We start from the raw sequence: 18,741 nt of genomic DNA on the forward strand, positions 1-18,741 counted from the left end.
AGCCGGCGATAGGGCCTGGGCAGGCAACATCAAAGCTTCAGTTCCCCGGGGGTCGCGCCGAACAGCTGCTTGAAGGCTGCAATGTAGGCCGAAGTCGAATCATACCCACAGCCCAACGCCGCCTCGGTCACACTCTCCCCCGCCTCCAGCAAGGCCAGCGACGACAGCAACCGCATCCGCTGGCGCCAGTTGCGAAAGCTCAACCCGGTCTCGCGCTGGAACAGCCGCATCAAGGTCTTCTCCGAACACCCCAACTGCACCGCCCACTGCTGCAACGTCTGGACCTGGTCCGGCGCGGCGATCAGCCCGTTGCACAACGCCAACAGCCCCGGATGCCGCGGCAGCGGCAGCGAAAAACCCACTTCAGGCAAGGTCCGCAACTGATCGAGCAACACGGCCACCAGGCGCCCTTCGACACTGTCACCCTCGGCATATTCAGCCGGGAACAGGCAGAACTGCTTGATCAGCTCCCGCGCCAGCGCTGTCACCTCCAGGACCCGACATTGCGCCGGCGCCCACGGGCAGGCATCACGGCGGATATACAGGCTGCGCATTTCGGCCTGCCCGGAGGTGACCACTTCATGTTCGGCATCAGCCGGAATCCATACGCCCCACTGTGGCGGGGCGAAGTAGCTGCCATCGTCGGTATACACCCCCAATACGCCACTGATGGCGTAGGAAAACTGCACCCAGTCGTGGCTGTGGCGAGTCGTCCAGGAGCCGGCGCCGAGGCTTTCGGCGCGGGCATACAGTGGCCTGGGTAACTGGTCCAGGGCTGGAATGGCACGGGGGTGTCCGATCGTCTGCATAGCGAATTCTAGTAGTTCTGAGCAGACAAGCCTAACAGAGATCGCTACCGCCCTTCGTTAGCGCTCGACGATCACCGTCACCCCTTGCCCACCCGCTGCACAGATGGAGATCAAGCCACGTCCTTTCCCTGCCGTGGCCAGCAACTTCGCCAGGTTTGCCAATATCCGCCCACCGGTGGCGGCGAATGGGTGCCCTGCCGCCAACGAGCTGCCTTTGACGTTGAGCTTGCTGCGATCGATGGCACCCAGCGGTGCCTCAAGCCCCAGCTTCTCCCGGCAATATTCGGCATCTTCCCAGGCTTTCAAGGTGCATAACACCTGTGCCGCGAAGGCTTCGTGGATTTCGTAGTAGTCGAAGTCCTGCAAGGTCAGGCCATTGCGCGCCAACAGGCGTGACACTGCGTACACCGGCGCCATCAGCAGCCCCTCGCGGCCGCTGACGAAATCCACAGCGGCGGTTTCGCCATCGACCAGGTAAGCCAGCACCGGCAGGCCCTGCTGCTGTGCCCATTGCTCGCTGCCAAGCAGCACCATCGAGGCGCCATCGGTCAATGGTGTGGAGTTGCCCGGCGTCAAGGTGCCCAGGCCGCTGCGGTCGAATGACGGCTGAAGCCTGGCCAGTTGCTCCAGGGTCAGGTCAGTGCGCAGGTTGTTGTCGCGGCTGAGGCCCAGGAAGGGCGTCAGCAGGTCATTCTGCCAGCCCTCGCTGTAGGAGGCCGCCAGTTGCTGGTGACTGTGCAGCGTCAGCGCGTCCTGCTCGGCGCGGTCAATCCCCCAGGTTTGCGCCATGCGTTCGCAATGTTCGCCCATCGACAGCCCGGTGCGGGGTTCGCCATTGCGCGGCAGCTCGGGTTTCAGGTGGCTTGGGCGCAATTGCAGGAACGGTTTGAGCCGCTCCGCCAAGGTTTTGCCGCGATTGGCCTGCAAGAGGATGCGCCGCAGCCCTTCGTTAACGCCGATGGGGGCATCGGACGTGGTGTCCACGCCACCGGCGATGCCACAGTCGATCTGCCCGAGGGCAATCTTGTTGGCCACCAGCAGCGCCGCTTCCAGCCCGGTACCACAGGCCTGCTGAATGTCGTAGGCCGGCGTCTGCGGCGCCAGGCGCGAGCCGAGCACGCATTCGCGGGCCAGGCTCATGTCCCGCGAGTGCTTGAGCACTGCACCTGCCACCACTTCACCCAGGCGCAGCCCGTGCAGGCGATAACGCTCGATCAGGCCTTCCAGCGCTGCAGTCAGCATCGCCTGGTTGCTGGCGGTGGCGTAGGCGCCGTTGGAGCGGGCGAAGGGGATACGGTTGCCGCCCAGGATCGCGACCCGGCGAGTTGAACGCATGCGCTTGTTCCTCCTGAAACCATTTGATCCGTACAGCCTAGGTGTTTTTACCGCATTCGAACGACCTTGCCACAAAGTTGGTCCACACTTGCAAGCTTGCCTTCAGGGAGACCCGCACATGAGCGATCGCTATCTCGGCTTTGCCAACTCCAACCTCGGGCGCCGCCTCGTCGACACCCTTGGCCTGCCGCGCCCGGCGCCGCTGGAGCGCTGGCAGGCAGGCCGCCTGCGCCCGGTGGAGGGCGCGCTGGTGCTGGGCGGCGGGCCACTGGCGAACCAGGTCGAGGCCATCGCCCCGCGCCTGACCGAAGCGCTGTACAGCTTCAATGGTGACGGCCTGCAGGCGCCCGCCTGGGTCGCCGGCCTGGGGCCGAAGCTCAAGGCCGTGGTGTTCGATGCCAGCCATCTGTCCGACAGCGACCAGCTGAAGCAGTTGCGCGAATTCTTCCAGCCGTTGCTGCGCAGCCTCGCCCCCTGTGCCCACGTGGTGATCCTCGGGCGTACACCAGAATCCCTCGACGACCCGCTCGCCAGCGTCGCTCAGCGCGCCCTGGAAGGCTTCAGCCGTTCGCTGGCCAAAGAGCTGCGTAATGGCGCCACCGCGCAGTTGTTGTATGTGGGCGCGGGTGCAGACGATCAGCTCGAAGGCGCCTTGCGCTTCTTCCTGTCCCCCAAAAGTGCCTTTGTTTCCGGCCAGGTCCTGCGCCTGCAGGCCTGTGCCAACCAGGTCGAAGACTGGACCCGCCCGCTCGGTGGCCGTCGCGCCCTGGTCACTGGCGCCGCACGCGGTATCGGCGCCGCCATTGCCGAAACCCTCGCGCGTGACGGCGCCGAAGTGATGCTGCTCGACGTACCCCAGGCCCAGCAGGAACTCGATGCCCTCGCCGCACGCCTGGGTGGCAAGGCCCTGGGCCTGGACATCTGCGCCAGCGATGCCGCCGCGAAACTGCTCGAAGCCCTGCCCGACGGCATCGACATTGTCGTGCACAACGCCGGCATCACCCGCGACAAGACCCTGGCCAACATGACCCCGGAATACTGGGACGCGGTGCTGGCAGTCAACCTCAAGGCCCCTCAGGTGCTGACTCAGGCCCTGTATGACGGCGGCGCGCTGGGCGACCACGCACGTATTACCCTGCTGGCGTCGGTCAGCGGCATTGCCGGCAACCGTGGCCAGGCCAACTATGCCGCGAGCAAGGCCGGCCTGATCGGCTTCGCCGAGGCCTGGGCGGCGAAGCTTGCCGAGCGCGGCGGCAGTATCAATGCCGTGGCGCCCGGCTTCATCGAAACGCACATGACCGCCGCCATGCCCATCGGCCTGCGCGAGGCCGGCCGGCGCCTGAGCTCACTGGGCCAGGGCGGGCGCCCGCAGGATGTCGCCGAAGCCATCGCCTGGCTCAGCCAGCCGGGCTCCGGCGCGGTCAACGGCCAAGTGCTGCGCGTCTGCGGCCAGGCCTTGATGGGGGCCTGAACATGAGCCGCCAATGGCAAGACCTGCACAGCCCGGACTCACGCGCCAGCCTGTACCTGCGCGCCGCCAGCAAACGCAAGATCAGCGGCGATACCCTGCCCACCAGCGGCCTGCGCAGCGTCTTGCGCGTGCAGCCCGACAACCTGGCAGCCTATCGCCGGCTCTGCCACTTCACCGACGATGGCCGCTTGCCGGGCACTTATCCACACGTGATGGCCTTCACCCTGCAACTGCAACTGCTGACTGCCCACGACTTCCCCTTCCCGCTGCTCGGGCTGGTGCACCTGCATAACCGCATCGACGTGCTCCGCCCGCTGGGTGGCATCGACGAGCTGCGCTTTGCGGTGTACGCCGACAACCTTCAGGCGCACGCCAAAGGTGGCACTTTTGACCTGGTCACCGAAGCCGAGGATGGCCTTGGCCTGCTCTGGCGTGAAACCAGCCGCATGTTGGTGCGTGGCCTGAAGCTGGATGGCCAGTTGGACGATGGCGAAGCGAACGAGCCCGGCGCCCTGGCGGAGGTCACCCGCTGGTACGCCGACGGTGATATCGGCCGGCGCTACGCCAAGGTCTGTGGCGACTACAACCCGATTCACCTGAGTGCCGCCAGCGCACGCCTGTTCGGCTTCCCCAAGGCCATCGCCCACGGCATGTGGAGCAACGCCATGGCGTTGGCGGCCTTGCGTACGCACATGCCAAACAGCGGCTATCGCTTCGAGGTGGGGTTCCGCAAGCCGGTGCGCTTGCCGTCGGAGGTTGTCCTGAGTGCCAGCGAAGCGGGGCCGGCGGGTGAATTGCGGCTGGACGGGCAGGGTGGACTGCTGCACATGGTCGGGCGCTGGGCCGTGCTCTAGCGCCCTGATTGCACTTGCTTTGCATCGGGCCTGCGCCGAAGCTATGCAGCATTAGGAGACCCAGACCCCGATGAACCTGCAAGAACTCACCGAACGCCTGCACCAGATCCGCGACAACAATGATTGGCGCGGCTTCCACAGCCCGAAGAACCTGGCCATGGCCGCCAGCGTCGAGATGGCCGAGCTGGTGGAAATCTTCCAGTGGCTGAGCGAGGACCAATCGCGCCAGCTGCCCGCGGATCAGCTGGCCCACGCCGGCCAGGAGGTCGGCGACGTGGTCCTCTATCTGTTGCTGCTGTGCAGCGAGCTGGGCCTGGACATGGAGCAGGTGGTGCGCGCCAAGCTGGCCGACAGCGAGAGGCGTTTCGCGCGATGAACGACCGTCACTTCGATGAACTGGCCACACGCTTCGCCGAAAAAATCTACGGTGGCGCCAAGGGTGCGATCCGCCTGGCCGTGCTCCAGGCCGACCTGGCCGACACCCTCCCCGATCGGCCACTGCGGGTACTCGACATCGGCGCCGGCCTGGGCCACATGGCCTTGTGGCTGGCCCAGCGCGGGCACGATGTAACGCTGGCCGAACCTGCCGCCCCCATGCTCGAGGGTGCCCGGGCGCGCTTCGCAGAAGCGGGCCAATCGGCAACCTTCATCCAGGCGCCCTGGCAAGAGCTGCTTGGCCAGCTCACCGAGCCTTATGACCTGGTGCTGTGCCACGCCGTGCTGGAATGGCTGGCCGAACCGCAAAGCATCCTGCCGGTACTGCATCAGCTGGCTGCCCCAGGTGGCTGGCTGTCGCTGGCGTTCTACAACCGCGACGCGCTGGTCTATCGCAACTTGCTCAAGGGCCATTTCCGCAAGTTGCGCAGCAACCGCCTGGAAGGCGAAAAGCAGAGCCTGACCCCGCAAAAACCGCTTGATCCACGGGAACTCAAAGCGCAACTTGAAGTGATGTGGCAAGTCGAAAGCGAAAGTGGTGTGCGCGTCTTCCATGACTACATGCCCAAGGAGTTCCAGGACAAGGCCGAGCTGCTCGACCTGCTGGAAATGGAACTGGCCCACCGCCGTCACCCAAGCTTCGCCGGGCTCGGCCGCTACCTGCACTGGATGTGCCGCCCCCGCTGACTGCGCCCCTCCGGGAGGGATACATGCCGTACCGTCTGTTGTGCCTGGCCCTGCTGCCGCTCACCCTGGCCGCCTGCCAGGCCAGCAACCCCTATGTGGCCAGCAGCCGCCCGCTGCCGCCAGCCCCTGCGCAAGCGGCCAAGACCTTCGACGCCAGTGCCTACCCGGCACCACCGCGCGACTATGGGCACTACCGTAGCTGGAGCTGGCGCGACGGCCAGCTGCCCAGCGGCAATGCCGACGCTGACCCGGCACAAATTGCCGATGCCGTCAGTGGCGCCCTCGACCAACATGGCCTGCGCCCTGCCCGGGGCGCCACCGGCGACCTGCTGGTGAGCGCCGACATGCGCCTGGAACGACGCCTGCGCCAGGTGCGTGACTATGACACTTACGACCCCTATTACGGCCCGTACCCCTACGGCGGTGTCGGCTTCGGCGGCTACCGCAACGGTTACGGTGCCTACGGCAGCGTGCCGATCGTACGCACCTACGAAGTGGAGGTGATGGTGGTGCGCATCGACCTGTTCGATGCCCGCAACGGCCAGCCGGTGTGGAGCGCCAGCGCTGAAACTGGCAGCGACAAAGGCTCGCCGCGCGATCGCGAGACCGCCCTGCGCGAATCTATTCACAAGGCGCTCAGCGGCTATCCTCCCAGTTAATGCCTAACGGAGAACCATCATGTTGCGCCGCCTCGTTCTACTGTCATTCGCGCTGCTGCTCGCCGCCTGCTCGAGCAACAACGTTCAGCAGGATTTCGACGCCAGCCGCGATTTCGCCGCTTATCGCAGCTGGGCATGGCAGGAGCCGGGCCTGCAATATCGCCCGGATGACCCGCGCATCAAGAGCGACCTGACCGAGCAACGCATCCGCGCGGCGGTCGCCGACCAGCTCGACCAGCGCGGCCTGCGCCCGGCCCAGGGCAATGCCAGGCCTGACCTCAGCGTGCGCGCCTACCTGATCGTCGAACAACGCCAGCAACAGATCACCACCAACTATGGCGGGGCCTGGGGCGGCTACTGGAACGGGTACTGGGGCGGGCCGATGTATAACGAAACCCGCAGCGTCGACTACAAGGTGGCAACCATCCAGATCGACCTGTTCGATGGCCATGACGGCAAGCTGGTCTGGCGCGGCAGTGCCGAACAGATCATGAACAACTACCCGCCTAGCCCCGACGAGCGTAACAGTGCCATCCAGAAGACCGTTGCCCAGGTGCTCGGCAACTACCCACCGGGCCGGGTGAAATAAACCCTGCCGCTCAGGAAGCGGCCTGATTACGACATCAGGCCGCTTCCGCGCCGACCTTTTTGCCACCCGGCCATGCCCGTTCGTCAGATCGCGTCTACCCTGATTAGGAAACCTGACTGACCGGGTAGACGTGTTCAACGAATGGGAAAGGCGGCCTGCCGATGCAAAGCATTGTCCTTCTGATGTGGCTTGCCTTGTGCACTGAACAAGATATCCGCGAACGCCAGATCGCCAACATGCTGACCCTCGGTTTCGCTGCGGGCGCTCTGGTCTGGCTGTTCGCCACGGGGCACACGTGGATCGGTGCCGATGCCAGTGACGCCGGCTGGGCCCTGGCCATCGTCATGCTGCTGACGCTGCCAGGCTACATGCTCGGCCGCTTCGGTGCCGACGACGTCAAGCTGATGGGCGCCCTGGCCCTGGCGACCAGCCCGCAATACGTGCTCGGTACCTTCATCGGTGCCGGGGTCAGCGTGGTGCTGTGGTTGCTGACCCGCAGGCGCCTGTGGACGCTGCTCAACCCCAAGGTGAAGAAGCGCCTGGCCACACTGACTGAAGAAATGGGCGACAAACAAGCCTTCGTGCCTTACGTGCTGGCAGGTTTTTTACTGACTGCCGTATGGATCCAATGACCACTTCGATGGTCCGAACACTTGTACAAGACTTGTACAAAATCGCAGGCAGCGTCTATTTTTAAGCTGCCAGTGCGTCTGGCCCAGGAGCAGGGTCATTAACGAACAGGGAGTTGATCGTGACCAAGTCATTGAGTGAGGTGAAGGTTCTGGTGGTGGATGATCAGCCGCTGATCGTCGAACAATTGTGTGAATTCCTCGTATCCCAGGGCCATCCTTGCGTTGCGGCGCACTCCACCGACGAAGCCATCGAACGCTTCAATGCCGACGAAGCGATAGGCCTGGTGTTGTGCGACCTGCACATGCCCAATCGCGATGGCATCGAGCTGATGCATTCACTGAAAGAGATTGCCGGGCGCCAGCGCATGTTCGAAGCGATCATGCTCACCGGGCGCGCCGACAAACAGGACGTGATCCGCGCGCTGCGTGAAGGTTTCGCCGATTATTACCAGAAGCCCATAGACTTCGACGAACTGCTCGAGGGGGTGCGCCGCCAGGAGCAAGTGCTGCTTGAGCGCAAATCCAACCTCCAGGACCTGGGTAACCTCAATCAGCGCCTGCAGGACCTGGCCGGCTCCATCGACGAGCTCTATCAGGACCTGGAAAAGGCCCGCGGCCAGGGCGTTCACCGCCGCGCCACCGATGCCACCGAAGAGGTTGAAGGTGAACTCCCGGCGGCGTTCGAGAAGCTGTCTCCGCGGCAACTGGAGGTCGCCCGGCTGGTGAGCAAGGGCAAGACCAACTACCAGATTGCCTGTGAACTGGGGATCACCGAGAACACCGTGAAGCTGTATGTGTCGCAGGTGTTGCGTTTGACCCACATGCACAACCGCACTCAGTTGGCGTTGGCGTTAACGCCGAGTTCTTCACCCGTGCATCAGCGGTTCACAACACATTAGGTAACAGCTCAAATCAGCAACGAGTAGTCACGCAGGGCATTTGCCGTCATGGGTAAGCCCTGCCTGAGAATACACTCGACGAACTCGTCAGCACTGAAGCGCGAACGTTTCAGGCTACGTCGCATATGCGGGTCACCCTCGATGCTAATCGAAATAATCGAAATAATCGAAAACTCAAGCATGTGCATCACGCAAAGTGGCTATAGCCGAAAACTGAAGTTGATAACCAGGCGAGCTTCACGGCTCATGCTGTCCAACGCCACATCCGCCAGTGGCTTGGCCACCTCCAGGGCCACATTGCCGTACCGCCCATCGCCAAGCCGCACACCCAACGCCGCCGAGCGCATCCGTGTATCTTCGAAGGGTCCGCCGTTGTACCAGGCCTGCGCAGCATCCAGCAGCGCATACGGCTGCACCAGCCGCAACCAGCCAGCGCCAGACTGGATGCTGTAGTTGAGCTCGTAGGCCACGCCCCAGCCCTTGTCCCCCGCTGCCTGGTCCTGAGGGTAGCCATGGCCGAAGTTCTGCCCGCCAAACACGGCACGCTCACTGTCGGGCAACCGGTCATCGGTCCAGTACATGGCGCCTGACAACACGCCCTGCCAACGCGGGAACAGCTGGTCGCTCTGCAACCCGGCCACGCGAAAGCGCAGGAAGTCCATGTCGTAGTCCGCATCACTGCGTGCGCCCAGGTAATCCAGCCCCTGATACACCCCGCCGCTGACCATGCGAAAGCGCCCGGCCTCGACCTTGCGCCAATCGCCCTCGAACGACAGCGCGCGCACATAGGTGTCGTTGCGCCCCAGGCCGCCAGTGAGGTCTTCGGCATGCTCACTGACCGAATAGACATGCCCGGTCACCGCCAGCCATTCATCCGCCGTGACGATCACCGGCTGGCCAAGCCCGATTGCATAACGCTCGCTTTCTATCTTCTGGAAAAACTGCGCACCATGCTCCAGGCGCACAGGTGTTTGCGGCTCGCTGCGGTAGCGAGCCGCCGAAAGCAGCAACTGGCTGCCTTGTGCATCCAGGTGCTGGCTGTAATCGAGGCGCTGGTAATGGCTGTGGTCATCACCCGGCGGCAGCAGCACGCTGGCCGTCAGTTGCTCGGCAAAACGGGTCTGGGCATTGCTGGTGACCTTGAACAACCCCTGCGGGCCATCGCGGCTGCCATCACTGAACGCCAATGCCGCATCGAAGGGCTTGCGTGCGGCATGCACGGTAAGCTGCGCGGCGCCCTCGCCGGGCCCGGCCTGGGTCAAATCTGCCAGCAGCGTCACACCCGGTATCCGCTGGGCCAGGCCGAGGAAGCGGTCGAGCGTCGCCTGAGTCAACGGGCGCTCTGCCTGCAAGCGCTGCAGCAGCTGGTCGAGATACGTGCCAGCGGGCCCGATATCCCCGTTACGCTTCACGTCGTGAACATAGCCCTCGACCAACACGACATGCACGCGGCCATCGGCAAAGTCCTGGTCGGGCAGATAAGCCTGCGACAGCAGATAGCCGTCGCGCTGGTAGCGCTGTGTCAGGCGTTCGGTGAACTGCTGCAGCTCGCCAACACTCACTTCGCGGCCGATCAAGGGCTGGTAATGCTCGCGCAACTCGCTCAACGGGTAGACCGTTCCGCCTTCGAAGCGCACCTTGTGCAGCACGAAGCGGGTCGCCAGGCGCAGCGTGTCGGTCGCGGCCGTGGGCGGTGCCAGGTGCAGGTTCGGAGCACGTGGGCGATAGGCCTCGATCGGCAGGTTCGCGCTGGGCAGGCGACGCTCGTATTCATGGCCGTCGAGCAACACTGGCAAGGGCTCGGCAATCACCAGGCAGGCCCAGGGCGACAGCAACAGGGGCATCAGCAGAAGACGCATAGGACGCTCCACAATCCCTAGGGTACCGGGGCGTCGCCGGCCTCACCCGTCACGTTGAAGCGTAGGTGTTGCCCCGGTAAACGTCGAACCCCTACTCGGTGACCTGGAACGCCACCCGTGCTGTTTCTCCGCTTTCATCCAGGGCACTCAGCTCAAACTGCCCGGCCTGGTCGAAACGTACCAGCACGCTGCCCTGCCCTTCGCTTTCGCCCAGCGGCTGGCCGTTGAGGAACCACCAGCGCCGCCCGCCACCGCCGAGGGCAGAGACGTGCAGCTGCAAGGGTTCGCTGCTGGTGGCCGGGCGCTGCAGGTTATCGCCGGGACGCACGCCGACGATGGACAGCGGTGGCGCGCTGGCCGGCACCTGTGGCGGGCAGCTCGGGTCCACCGCCGGCAGCCGCGCCGCACGCCGCTCGACGCGTGGCAACCAAGGCTCCAGCGGTGCCGGCCACAAGGCGATGTCGCGCGTTTTGGCGCCTGGGCAACTGCCGTCCACGCGCAGGCCCTGGGCATTGACCCAGATGCTCTCGCGCAGCCCCAGGCCGAGGGGCTGGTCGGCGGCCTGCAAAGTGGGAGGTGTGGTGCCATCGAGTGTCCAGGCAAAGCGCTGACGCCGGCAGTTCGGGTCCTGTCGGTTCATCGGCTGGCCCAGCGGCCAGCAGATGGCTGCCACGCCAACACTTTCCGGCACGCGTTCCACCGGTACCCGGATGCCCCGCTGGCTGTCGCGGTTGCTCAGCAAGTCATGCACCTGCAGCATCAACGGTGCCGCCGAGGCCAGGCCGAACTGCCCGGGCACCGGCGTGCCATCGGGGCGACCGATCCACACCCCGATCAGGTAACGCGGCCCTACGCCGATCGACCAGGCATCGCGAAAGCCATAGCTGGTACCGGTCTTCCAGGCCAGTTGCGGGCGCTGTACCAGCTCGGCATGCGGGTCGCGGTCGGGCCGCGCCTGGCCACTGAGGATGCGCCGAATGATCCAGGCCGCGCCTGGCGACATCAACCGGCGCTCCAGCAGCGGATCCTGCGGTTGCAGGCGAACCTGCGCACTGTTACCGCCCCGGGCCAGTGCCGCGTAGCCACCGACCAGGTCCTCCAGGCGGCTGCCGGCACCGCCCAGAATCAATGCCAGGTTGGGCTCGGCCAAAGGCGGCAGCGCCAGAGGCACGCCAGCCATGCGCAACTGCGCGGCAAAGCGCTTGGGGCCATAGGCTTCGAGCAATTGCACCGCTGGCAGGTTGAGTGATAGCGCCAGCGCCGAACTGGCGGAGACCGGGCCGCTGAAACCCATCGAGAAATTTCCGGGACGATAGTCGCCATAGCGACGTGGCACATCCTGCAGCAGCGATTCGGAATGGATCAGGCCGTCATCCATGGCAAGGCCGTAAAGAAACGGCTTGAGCGTCGAGCCTGGTGAGCGCAACGAGCGGACCATGTCGACATGGCCAAAACGGCGCTCGTCGCTGAGGTCGATCGAGCCCAGGTAAGCGCGTACCGCCATGGTCTGCGCCTCGACCACCAGGATCGCTGCCGAGGTGCGCTCCGGCAGGCGCGCGCGCCAGCCCAGCAGCAGGTCCTCCAGGCGCCGTTGCAACGAGGCATCGAGGGTGGTGCGGATCAAGGTCGGGCTGTCAGGGGTGTTCAGCCGCCGCGCCAGCAGGGGCGCCAGCGCGGGTTCCTGACGCGGGGCCAGCAGCAGAGGTTCTTCGGCCGCCTCCTCGATCTGTTGCGCCGGCCACACCTGATACTCGTCCAGGCGCTGCAACACCTTGTCGCGGGCACGTTGGGCACGGGCCGGGTGGCGGTCCGGGCGCAAGCGGCTCGGTGCCTGCGGCAGCACCGCCAACAATGCGGCCTCGGCGGGGGTGAGGTGCTGCGGCGACTTGCCCAGGTAAGCCCAACTGGCCGCTGCCACACCCTGCAAGGTACCGCCGAACGGGGCACGGTTCAGGTAGATCTGCAGGATCTCGCGCTTGGACAGGTGCCACTCCAGCTGCGCGGTGCGCCACAGCTGCCGCAGCTTGCCGGCCAGGGTGCGATCATGGGGGTCGAGCAGGCGTGCAACCTGCATCGACAATGTGCTACCGCCAGACACTACCCGCCCACCGCGCAGGTTGAGCCAGGCCGCCCGCGCCAGGGCCAGCGGGTTGACCCCGGGGTGGCGGTAGAACCAGCGGTCCTCGTAGGTCAGCAGGGCCTGCAGGTACAGCGGCGAAACCTCTTCCGGGCTGACCGGATAGCGCCACACGCCATCGGCATCGGCAAAGCGCCACAACGGTGTACCGTCTTCGGCCAGCACCACCCGTGCCAGGTCATTGCCCGGCAACGGCAGCGGCCAGATGCGGTCGGCCAGCCACAACAGGCCGAGCAGCATCAGGATGCTGACCGCAGCAGCACGCACAAGCCTTCCCGCTCGGCTACGTGGCCGCGCTAAGCTTGGCATCGGGAACCGACCTGGCCAGGTAATGGCCAAAGGCTTGGGAACGGCAAACGTGCCGATTCGTTCATCAGGAAGCAACTATGCATGTAGAAGGTTTTTTCGAGTGGCTTGGCCAGGCACTGGGGTCATTGATCCGCTTCATCGTCGACGCCTTGAGCGGCCTGTTCAACCTGCTGGCCAACGCCGGGGGCAATTTCATCGATGGCCTGGCACGCACGCTGGGCATGGACACCTCGCTGCTCAGCATCCTCGCCCTGATCATCGGCCTGATGCTGCTGTATTCGGCCATCCGCGCCTTCATGCGTGCCTCGATCATCCTCGGGATCATCTGGCTGGTGCTGGGGCTGTGGGTGATGAGCTGGGTCATTCACTGAAGAACAGCTGCAAGTCTCGAGCTGCAAGCTGCAAGAAAGCCAATCTGCTTCACTTGCAGCTTGAAGCTTGAAGCTTGCGCTTCAGCGCGCTTTCACCGTCATTTCACCCTGCCCGTCCCCCACCGCCTGCAGGTTCGGCCGGTACATCGACTCCACCTGCGGCGGCGGCACCCGGTAGGTGCCCGGGGTCACCGCACGCGCCAGGTACAACAGGTGCGTGGTGCCATAGCCGTCGAGCTTGAGGGCCGCCACGTAGCGGTCATCACGGTACTCCTGGTGCACCACGCTGGCGTTCTGCATCGACTCGCGCCACTGCTTCACCGCGCTGCTGGCATTGTCCAGGCTGGCAGCGCTCTGGGCGAGGTTCTGGTTCTCCAGTTCCAGGCCAGCAGGCAGCAGGTCAACCACCAGGGCATCCGGCACGCGATCAGTGGCCTTGAGCGCCAGGTGCACCAGCACCAGGTCGCCGCTGCGCAGGTTGTGCAGATCCAGCGGCTGGCCATTCATGCCCAGGTAGTCGCGGCGAATCTCCATGCCATTGCCACCGGCGGCAGGCGCCTGGCGTGGATAGCCCGACAGGGTCAGTTGCTGATAGAGCGTTTCGCTACCCTCGTTCTGCACGCTCAGCGGCGAGGCCAGCAACGGCCCTTCGAGCTTCGTGCCCGCCTCGACATTATTGAATTCACGCACCTCACCAGCACTGTCCAGGCGTGCCTTCCACGGCGCTTCCGGCTTGCCCAGCAGACCCCGGCCGGCCAGGTACAAGGCATTGCGCTCCTGGGTCGACAGCCAACGGTTGGCCGCCAGCTCGTCCGACAGGGCGAACAGCCGCTGGTCGACCTGGTTGCTGGCCAGTTTGCTCTCCTGCAGCAGCGCCAGGATCAGCGCCTGGTCGCGCAGGCTGCTGCCATAGTCGGCCATCCAGCCCTTGCTGCGGCTGATGCCCAGGCCCGCCTGCAGCGCCTGCTCGGCGCGCGGCTTGTCGCCCATGGCATCCAGCGCTACGGCGAGCTGCACCAGCGGCAAGCCGGAGCGGGCATCGGCGCGGCGCTCGAACAGGCTGCGCAGGGCACCCAGCGGTGCCTGCTGGCTGCGCGAAAGCACTAGCGCGGCGTAGGCTTGCACGGCAAAGCGAGTGTGCTCGGCGTTCTCGCTGTAGTCGACTTCGATCAGGTTGCGTTCCTGCAAGTAGCGCAGCAAGCGCTCGTTGGCCTTCTTCAAGGCCTCGGCCGGCACGCCGAAGCCCTGGTCGCGGGCACGCAGCAGGAAGTCGGTGACATAGGCGGTCAGCCAGTATTCCTCTTCACTGTCCGAGCTCCACAGGCCGAAGCTGCCGTTGTAGCGCTGCATGCCCAGCAGGTGCTCGATGCCCATCTCGATCTTGCGTTTGCGCACCTCGGCCGGCTCACCCTTGATGCCCAGGCGCTTGAGGCTGTCGGCATCGGCGTAGAGTGATGGGTAGAGGCCGCTGGTGGTCTGCTCCAGGCAGCCGTAAGGGTAGGCTTCGAGGGCGCGGATCTGTTCCGCCAGGTTCAGTGGCGGGCGGCTCGACAGCGCCAGGCTGGCTTCCAGGCCCGCAGGCTCGAAGGCGGCCAGATCGCTTTCCGGCAAGGTCCATGGCTGGTCCTTGAGGGCCACGCGGTAATGCTTGAGCATCGCCGGATAGGCCGGGCGCACACCCAAGGTCCATTCGCGCTCGAAGGTATTGGCCGGCTCGCCCGGCAGTTGCAGGCCATTGACCCGCACCTGCACCTTGCCCTGCCCCAAACCACCAAGGGCTTGCACCGGGATCAGCAAGGTGCGGCGCTCGCCTTCGGCAAGGGCGACACTCTGCTGGGCGCTGGCGGTAAGCTCCAGCTGCCCCTCGGTGGTGATCTCGACATTCAATTGCTGGGCACGCCCCGACAGGTTGGCCAGGTCCAGCGCCAGGCTGGTGCGATCACCGCCGGCCAGGAAGCGCGGCGCAGACAGCTCGGCGATCAGCGGCGCGGCCACCACAGTCTTGCCTTCGGCCATGCCGAAGTGCTCGTCGGTCCAGGCCTGGGCCATCAGCCGCAGCTCGCCGTTGAAGTCGGGAATATCGACCGTCGCCTCACCTTCACCCTGGTCGTTGAGGGTCACCGGCAGGCTTTGCTGGGCAACGATGGTCACCGTGGTATTGGGCCGCTTGCCGCCCTTGGCCATCGCCGCATCACCACCGAACGCCAGGCTGGCCAGGCGCCCCTGGCCGGCTTCGATCAGCTGGCCGTAGATGTCCAGCTGGTCGGCGCCATAGGCCTTGCGGCCGAACAGGCTGGCGAACGGGTCGGGGGTCTTGAAGTCGGTGATGTTGAGGATGCCCACGTCGACGGCGGACAGCAGCACGTGCACCTGCTTCGGCACGCTGCCGTCGGCATTGGCGGCCTTGATCTTCACCGTCAGCGGCTGCTTGGGCCGCATCTTCTCCGGCGCCTGCAAGCTGACCGCGAGCTTGCGCTCGGCACGCGCCAGCGGCAGGTGCAGCACGCCGACGGCGCGCTTGGGCGTGGCATTGGCCTTGCGCTCACCCGGGCGGATCACCAGCGCACTGATGTACAGGTCGTGGCGCGCCCACTGTTTGTCCAGCTGCACCTCGAAGGTCTTGCCCTCGGCGGGCACCTCGATTTCTTGCCACCACAGCGGGCCATCGCTGGACTCGATCATCAGGTAGCCGCTGCCGGCCGCAGGCGGGGTGACGGTGACCTTGGCGCTGGCGCCATCGGCATAGGCCGGCTTGTCCAGTGCCAGCTTCACCTGATCCGGTCGCACCGCGCCGCCTTCGGCGTTGTCCTGGGCGCGGTAACCGGCCCAGAAGCGCTCGCTGGAAACCAACCCGGTCTCAGGGTCTTCCACCTCGACCCGGTACGGGCCCCATTCCACCTGGAAATTCAGTTTGGCGGTGGAGCCTGCCTTGACACTGATGGTCTGCTCGCTCTGGGTGAGGAATTTCTCGTTGTAGTTGTAGCTCCAGCCATCGCTCTGCGAGTAGTTCCAGTAGTAGTCACGGCGCTCGCGGATCAGCCGCACTTTCAAGTCATTGGCGGCGAGCTTGTTGCCTTCACGGTCAGCCACGAGAAACTCGAATTCGACCGGGCCATCGCTGTCGGTTTCTTCGCCGTCGAACAGGCCGCGCAGGCCAGGCAGGCGCTCGGCTGGCCAGATCGGCTGTTCGAGGCGGCGGGTGATCGGCCGGCCGCCGGATTCCTGCAGGCTGGCCTGCACGGTCAACTGCAGCGGCGAGCGTGCTTCGGCCCAGTGGCTCTCGATATCGACCACTGCCTTGCCGGCCTGGTCAAGGGTGACTTCGTCAAGCTCCAGGTCCTGGGTCAGTTCGGTTTCGGTAACCGAGCCGAACTGGTAGCCCGGCAGTGCCGGCACGGCTTCACGCAGCGGGCGCACATAGGCTTGCCCGCTCAGGCGATTGCCGGCAGCCGGCGCACCGTAGAGGTAGCGGCCATTGACCTGAATGCGCGCATCCTCTTCGGGCGACAACGGCGTATCGCTACCCTTGAGCTCAAGTGCCAGGCGCTCGGGGAGGAAGTCTTCGACCAGGAATTGGTAAACCTGCTTGCGCCCGCCGCCCAGGTCGAGCAGCAATTGCCAGCGACCGGTCGGGGCCTCCGTAGCCAGTTGCAGCTGATACTGGTAAAGGCCATTGGCATCGGCTTCCCAGACGAACTTGCGGCTGACCTGCTCGTCCGGGCGGCGCACTTCCACGCTGACCGGCTGGGCCTTGACCGGCTTGCCATCCTGATCGCGCAGCAACCCGTTGAGCAGCACCGTTTCACCCGGGCGATAGAGGTCGCGCGGGCCAAAAATGAAGAATTGCAGCGGGTTGGCCTGGGGGCCGGTGATGTCGAACTCGGCCAGGTCCAGGGCTGCGGTGTTCAGGCGCAGCAGGGTGGTGTGCACGCCCTGGGTGGCGATCAGGGTATCGGCCTTGGCCGTGATCGGCAGTTGGGCATGGCCGGCACCATCGGTCTTGGCCTGGGCCAGCAGCTTGCCCTTGTCGTCATGCAGTTCGAGGTTGACGTCCTTGAGTGCCTTGCCGCCCTCCAGGGCCTGGGCGAACACGTCCAGGCGGTCGCGGTAGCGGTGGGCAGACACGCCAATGTCGCTGAGGGTGAACAGCGTCGCTGGCTGCGAATAGTCGTAGGTACCCGAGGCGCGCATCACGGCCAGGTACACGCCGGGTTCCTGCAGCGGCTTGATCCCGGCAATCGGCAGCAGCACGGTCTCGCGGGTGTTGCGCGCCGGGTTCAGGTCGAAGCGGCCGCTGTAGACCAGCTCGGCCATGTCCAGGGTTTCCTTGGACTGGTAGTAGTACAGGCTGCTGTTGCGGCCCCAGCTGGCCAGGAAGGTCGAGAGCATCTCAGGCTTGACCCGGAAGAACTCGACATCGACCTTGGCAACGTTCAGCGCGATCACCGGCAGGCCTTCGGCCAGGCGTGTGGGCAGCAAAGAACCGCGGCTGGCGAAACCAACGGTGGCTTGCATGTCGCGGGTTTCCAGGCGGCTCACCGATTCGCTGTCGAGCTTGTTGCCGTTGACGGCCAGCAAGCCCTTGTCGACGGTCAGCACCAGCTTGCGCTGCGGTTCCAGGTGGCGCAGGCGCAGTTCCATCTGGTTGTCGGAGAGTTCCCAGGCACCGTCGACCTTGCCTTTGACCGTATCGACCAGGTGCACCTTGCTGGCGAAGTCCTGCTTGGCGTCCAGCGGTGCCGAGAAGCTGATCGACAGCGTGCTGGCGCCATCGAGCTGCACTTCCGAGACGTCCAGCACGCTGAGCTCGCGCCCTTCGTAGCGTTTGGCAAGGACGGCAGGGTCCTCGCGCTTGGGCGCCGGGGCCTCGACCGCAGCGCTCGCAGCCGGTTTTTCGGTGGCAGCGGGCTTGCCCGGCGTCGAGGAATCACAGGCACTGAGCAAGGCCAGCGCGCAGGCCAGCAACAATCCTTTGTTGAACATGGAGTGGGAACTCTTTGGCAGCGTGTACGTGAGGGCAGCAACTATAGCGCAACGGCGGGTCTGGCACTTTCGTCGATGCGGCAAGTGAGACCGTGTTCGCGCAGATTGGTTGCCTGGCCGGTACACTGTGCCCGCGAAGCGCCCCACAGCCTCAGGAATTGCAATGCCGCAACTGACCACCGACTGGCAGCACCGCCCCACCCACCGCAAGGTCTGGGCGCTGGCTGCGCCGATGATCCTCTCGAACATTTCGGTACCGCTGGTGGCTCTGGTCGACAGCACCGTGATCGGCCACCTGCCCCACGCCCACCAGCTCGGTGCGGTGGCCGTGGGCGCCACGCTGTTCACCTTCATGGTCGGCCTGATGGGCTTCCTGCGCATGGGCTCCACCGGCTTCGCTGCCCAGGCTGCCGGGCGTGCCGACGGCGCAGCGCTGCGCCAGGTGCTGGTACAGGGCCTGCTGCTGGCCGTGGCCTTCGCGCTGCTGATCGGCCTGCTCGCCCTGCCCTTCAGCCAGTTGGCGCTGCACGCCATGCAACCAAGCGTGGCGTTGCAGCAATCCACTGAAGACTTCTTCCATACCCGGTTGCTGGGCTTGCCGGCAGCGCTTGCCAGCTATGCGCTGGTCGGCTGGTTCCTTGGTACGCAGAACGCACGGGCGCCACTGGCGATTCTGCTGACCACCAACCTGCTGAACATCGCCCTCAACCTG

General features: G+C 65.2%; 15 protein-coding genes. 10 read left to right on the forward strand and 5 right to left on the reverse strand.

Annotated elements, in window-relative coordinates; translation table 11 throughout:
* Positions 1 to 29 precede the first annotated feature (29 nt).
* Positions 30 to 809 carry a helix-turn-helix transcriptional regulator gene (locus F6X59_RS23120; protein WP_152958310.1) on the reverse strand — a complete coding sequence of 260 codons (780 nt, stop codon included), beginning with the start codon at positions 807 to 809 and terminating at the stop codon, positions 30 to 32.
* Between the two features lie 57 nt (positions 810 to 866).
* Positions 867 to 2,144, reverse strand: coding sequence for an acetyl-CoA C-acetyltransferase (locus tag F6X59_RS23125; RefSeq protein WP_152958311.1), 1,278 nt, complete (start codon positions 2,142 to 2,144; stop codon positions 867 to 869).
* A gap of 118 nt (positions 2,145 to 2,262) precedes the next feature.
* On the opposite strand from F6X59_RS23125, the gene F6X59_RS23130 reads away from it, so the two are divergent.
* The 8 genes from F6X59_RS23130 (at position 2,263) to F6X59_RS23165 (ending at position 8,370) form a co-directional block, all read left to right on the forward strand.
* Positions 2,263 to 3,615 carry a 3-oxoacyl-ACP reductase gene (locus F6X59_RS23130; RefSeq protein ID WP_152958312.1) on the forward strand — a complete coding sequence of 451 codons (1,353 nt, stop codon included), beginning with the start codon at positions 2,263 to 2,265 and terminating at the stop codon, positions 3,613 to 3,615.
* Between the two features lie 2 nt (positions 3,616 to 3,617).
* Complete coding sequence (locus tag F6X59_RS23135) at positions 3,618 to 4,469, forward strand: MaoC/PaaZ C-terminal domain-containing protein (RefSeq protein ID WP_152958313.1); 852 nt, start codon at positions 3,618 to 3,620, stop codon at positions 4,467 to 4,469.
* A 70-nt stretch (positions 4,470 to 4,539) separates the two neighbouring features.
* Positions 4,540 to 4,845 (forward strand): MazG-like family protein, encoded by a 306-nt coding sequence (locus F6X59_RS23140; protein ID WP_027920833.1) that lies wholly within the window; start codon positions 4,540 to 4,542, stop codon positions 4,843 to 4,845.
* Positions 4,842 to 5,591, forward strand: a complete 750-nt coding sequence (locus tag F6X59_RS23145; protein WP_152958314.1) for a methyltransferase domain-containing protein — start codon at positions 4,842 to 4,844, stop codon at positions 5,589 to 5,591. The genes F6X59_RS23140 and F6X59_RS23145 overlap by 4 nt, the downstream gene beginning before the upstream one ends.
* A 23-nt stretch (positions 5,592 to 5,614) precedes the next feature.
* Positions 5,615 to 6,250, forward strand: a complete 636-nt coding sequence (locus F6X59_RS23150) for a DUF4136 domain-containing protein (RefSeq protein ID WP_152958315.1) — start codon at positions 5,615 to 5,617, stop codon at positions 6,248 to 6,250.
* A gap of 19 nt (positions 6,251 to 6,269) precedes the next feature.
* On the forward strand, positions 6,270 to 6,839 hold the full coding sequence (locus tag F6X59_RS23155; RefSeq protein WP_152958316.1) for a DUF4136 domain-containing protein: 570 nt from the start codon (positions 6,270 to 6,272) through the stop codon (positions 6,837 to 6,839).
* A gap of 161 nt (positions 6,840 to 7,000) precedes the next feature.
* Positions 7,001 to 7,471: an A24 family peptidase gene (locus tag F6X59_RS23160; RefSeq protein WP_103445812.1), complete on the forward strand. Its 471-nt coding sequence runs from the start codon at positions 7,001 to 7,003 to the stop codon at positions 7,469 to 7,471.
* Between the two features lie 113 nt (positions 7,472 to 7,584).
* Positions 7,585 to 8,370, forward strand: coding sequence for a response regulator transcription factor (locus tag F6X59_RS23165; protein ID WP_152958317.1), 786 nt, complete (start codon positions 7,585 to 7,587; stop codon positions 8,368 to 8,370).
* Positions 8,371 to 8,570: 200 nt separating this feature from the next.
* Here F6X59_RS23165 and F6X59_RS23170 read toward each other — a convergent pair whose 3' ends face one another.
* Positions 8,571 to 10,229, reverse strand: a complete 1,659-nt coding sequence (locus F6X59_RS23170; protein ID WP_152958318.1) for a ShlB/FhaC/HecB family hemolysin secretion/activation protein — start codon at positions 10,227 to 10,229, stop codon at positions 8,571 to 8,573.
* 91 nt (positions 10,230 to 10,320) lie between these two features.
* Positions 10,321 to 12,675, reverse strand: a complete 2,355-nt coding sequence (gene pbpC / locus F6X59_RS23175; protein ID WP_152958319.1) for a peptidoglycan glycosyltransferase PbpC — start codon at positions 12,673 to 12,675, stop codon at positions 10,321 to 10,323.
* A gap of 77 nt (positions 12,676 to 12,752) precedes the next feature.
* Here pbpC and F6X59_RS23180 point away from each other — a divergent pair, with 77 nt between their 5' ends.
* Positions 12,753 to 13,046, forward strand: coding sequence for a hypothetical protein (locus F6X59_RS23180; RefSeq protein WP_012270337.1), 294 nt, complete (start codon positions 12,753 to 12,755; stop codon positions 13,044 to 13,046).
* Positions 13,047 to 13,127: 81 nt separating this feature from the next.
* Here the strand turns inward: F6X59_RS23180 and F6X59_RS23185 are convergent, their stop codons facing one another.
* Complete coding sequence (locus F6X59_RS23185) at positions 13,128 to 18,029, reverse strand: alpha-2-macroglobulin (protein WP_152958320.1); 4,902 nt, start codon at positions 18,027 to 18,029, stop codon at positions 13,128 to 13,130.
* 163 nt (positions 18,030 to 18,192) lie between these two features.
* Here F6X59_RS23185 and F6X59_RS23190 point away from each other — a divergent pair.
* Positions 18,193 to 18,741 (forward strand): MATE family efflux transporter (locus F6X59_RS23190; protein WP_256669404.1); only part of this gene is annotated, 549 nt, incomplete at its 3' end.

This window comes from Pseudomonas sp. MN1F, from assembly GCF_009391885.1.
In the GTDB taxonomy this organism is placed as follows: Bacteria; Pseudomonadota; Gammaproteobacteria; order Pseudomonadales; family Pseudomonadaceae; genus Aquipseudomonas.

Bases quoted from the DNA above. Each gene is read 5' to 3' on its own strand.
- pbpC (WP_152958319.1), bottom strand. From the start codon at position 12,675: ATGCCAAGCTTAGCGCGGCCACGTAGCCGAGCGGGAAGGCTTGTGCGT.
- F6X59_RS23120 (WP_152958310.1), bottom strand. From the start codon at position 809: ATGCAGACGATCGGACACCCCCGTGCCATTCCAGCCCTGGACCAGTTA.
- F6X59_RS23125 (WP_152958311.1), bottom strand. From the start codon at position 2,144: ATGCGTTCAACTCGCCGGGTCGCGATCCTGGGCGGCAACCGTATCCCC.
- F6X59_RS23170 (WP_152958318.1), bottom strand. From the start codon at position 10,229: ATGCGTCTTCTGCTGATGCCCCTGTTGCTGTCGCCCTGGGCCTGCCTG.
- F6X59_RS23185 (WP_152958320.1), bottom strand. From the start codon at position 18,029: ATGTTCAACAAAGGATTGTTGCTGGCCTGCGCGCTGGCCTTGCTCAGT.
- F6X59_RS23150 (WP_152958315.1), top strand. From the start codon at position 5,615: ATGCCGTACCGTCTGTTGTGCCTGGCCCTGCTGCCGCTCACCCTGGCC.
- F6X59_RS23135 (WP_152958313.1), top strand. From the start codon at position 3,618: ATGAGCCGCCAATGGCAAGACCTGCACAGCCCGGACTCACGCGCCAGC.
- F6X59_RS23130 (WP_152958312.1), top strand. From the start codon at position 2,263: ATGAGCGATCGCTATCTCGGCTTTGCCAACTCCAACCTCGGGCGCCGC.
- F6X59_RS23145 (WP_152958314.1), top strand. From the start codon at position 4,842: ATGAACGACCGTCACTTCGATGAACTGGCCACACGCTTCGCCGAAAAA.
- F6X59_RS23140 (WP_027920833.1), top strand. From the start codon at position 4,540: ATGAACCTGCAAGAACTCACCGAACGCCTGCACCAGATCCGCGACAAC.
- F6X59_RS23155 (WP_152958316.1), top strand. From the start codon at position 6,270: ATGTTGCGCCGCCTCGTTCTACTGTCATTCGCGCTGCTGCTCGCCGCC.
- F6X59_RS23180 (WP_012270337.1), top strand. From the start codon at position 12,753: ATGCATGTAGAAGGTTTTTTCGAGTGGCTTGGCCAGGCACTGGGGTCA.
- F6X59_RS23160 (WP_103445812.1), top strand. From the start codon at position 7,001: ATGCAAAGCATTGTCCTTCTGATGTGGCTTGCCTTGTGCACTGAACAA.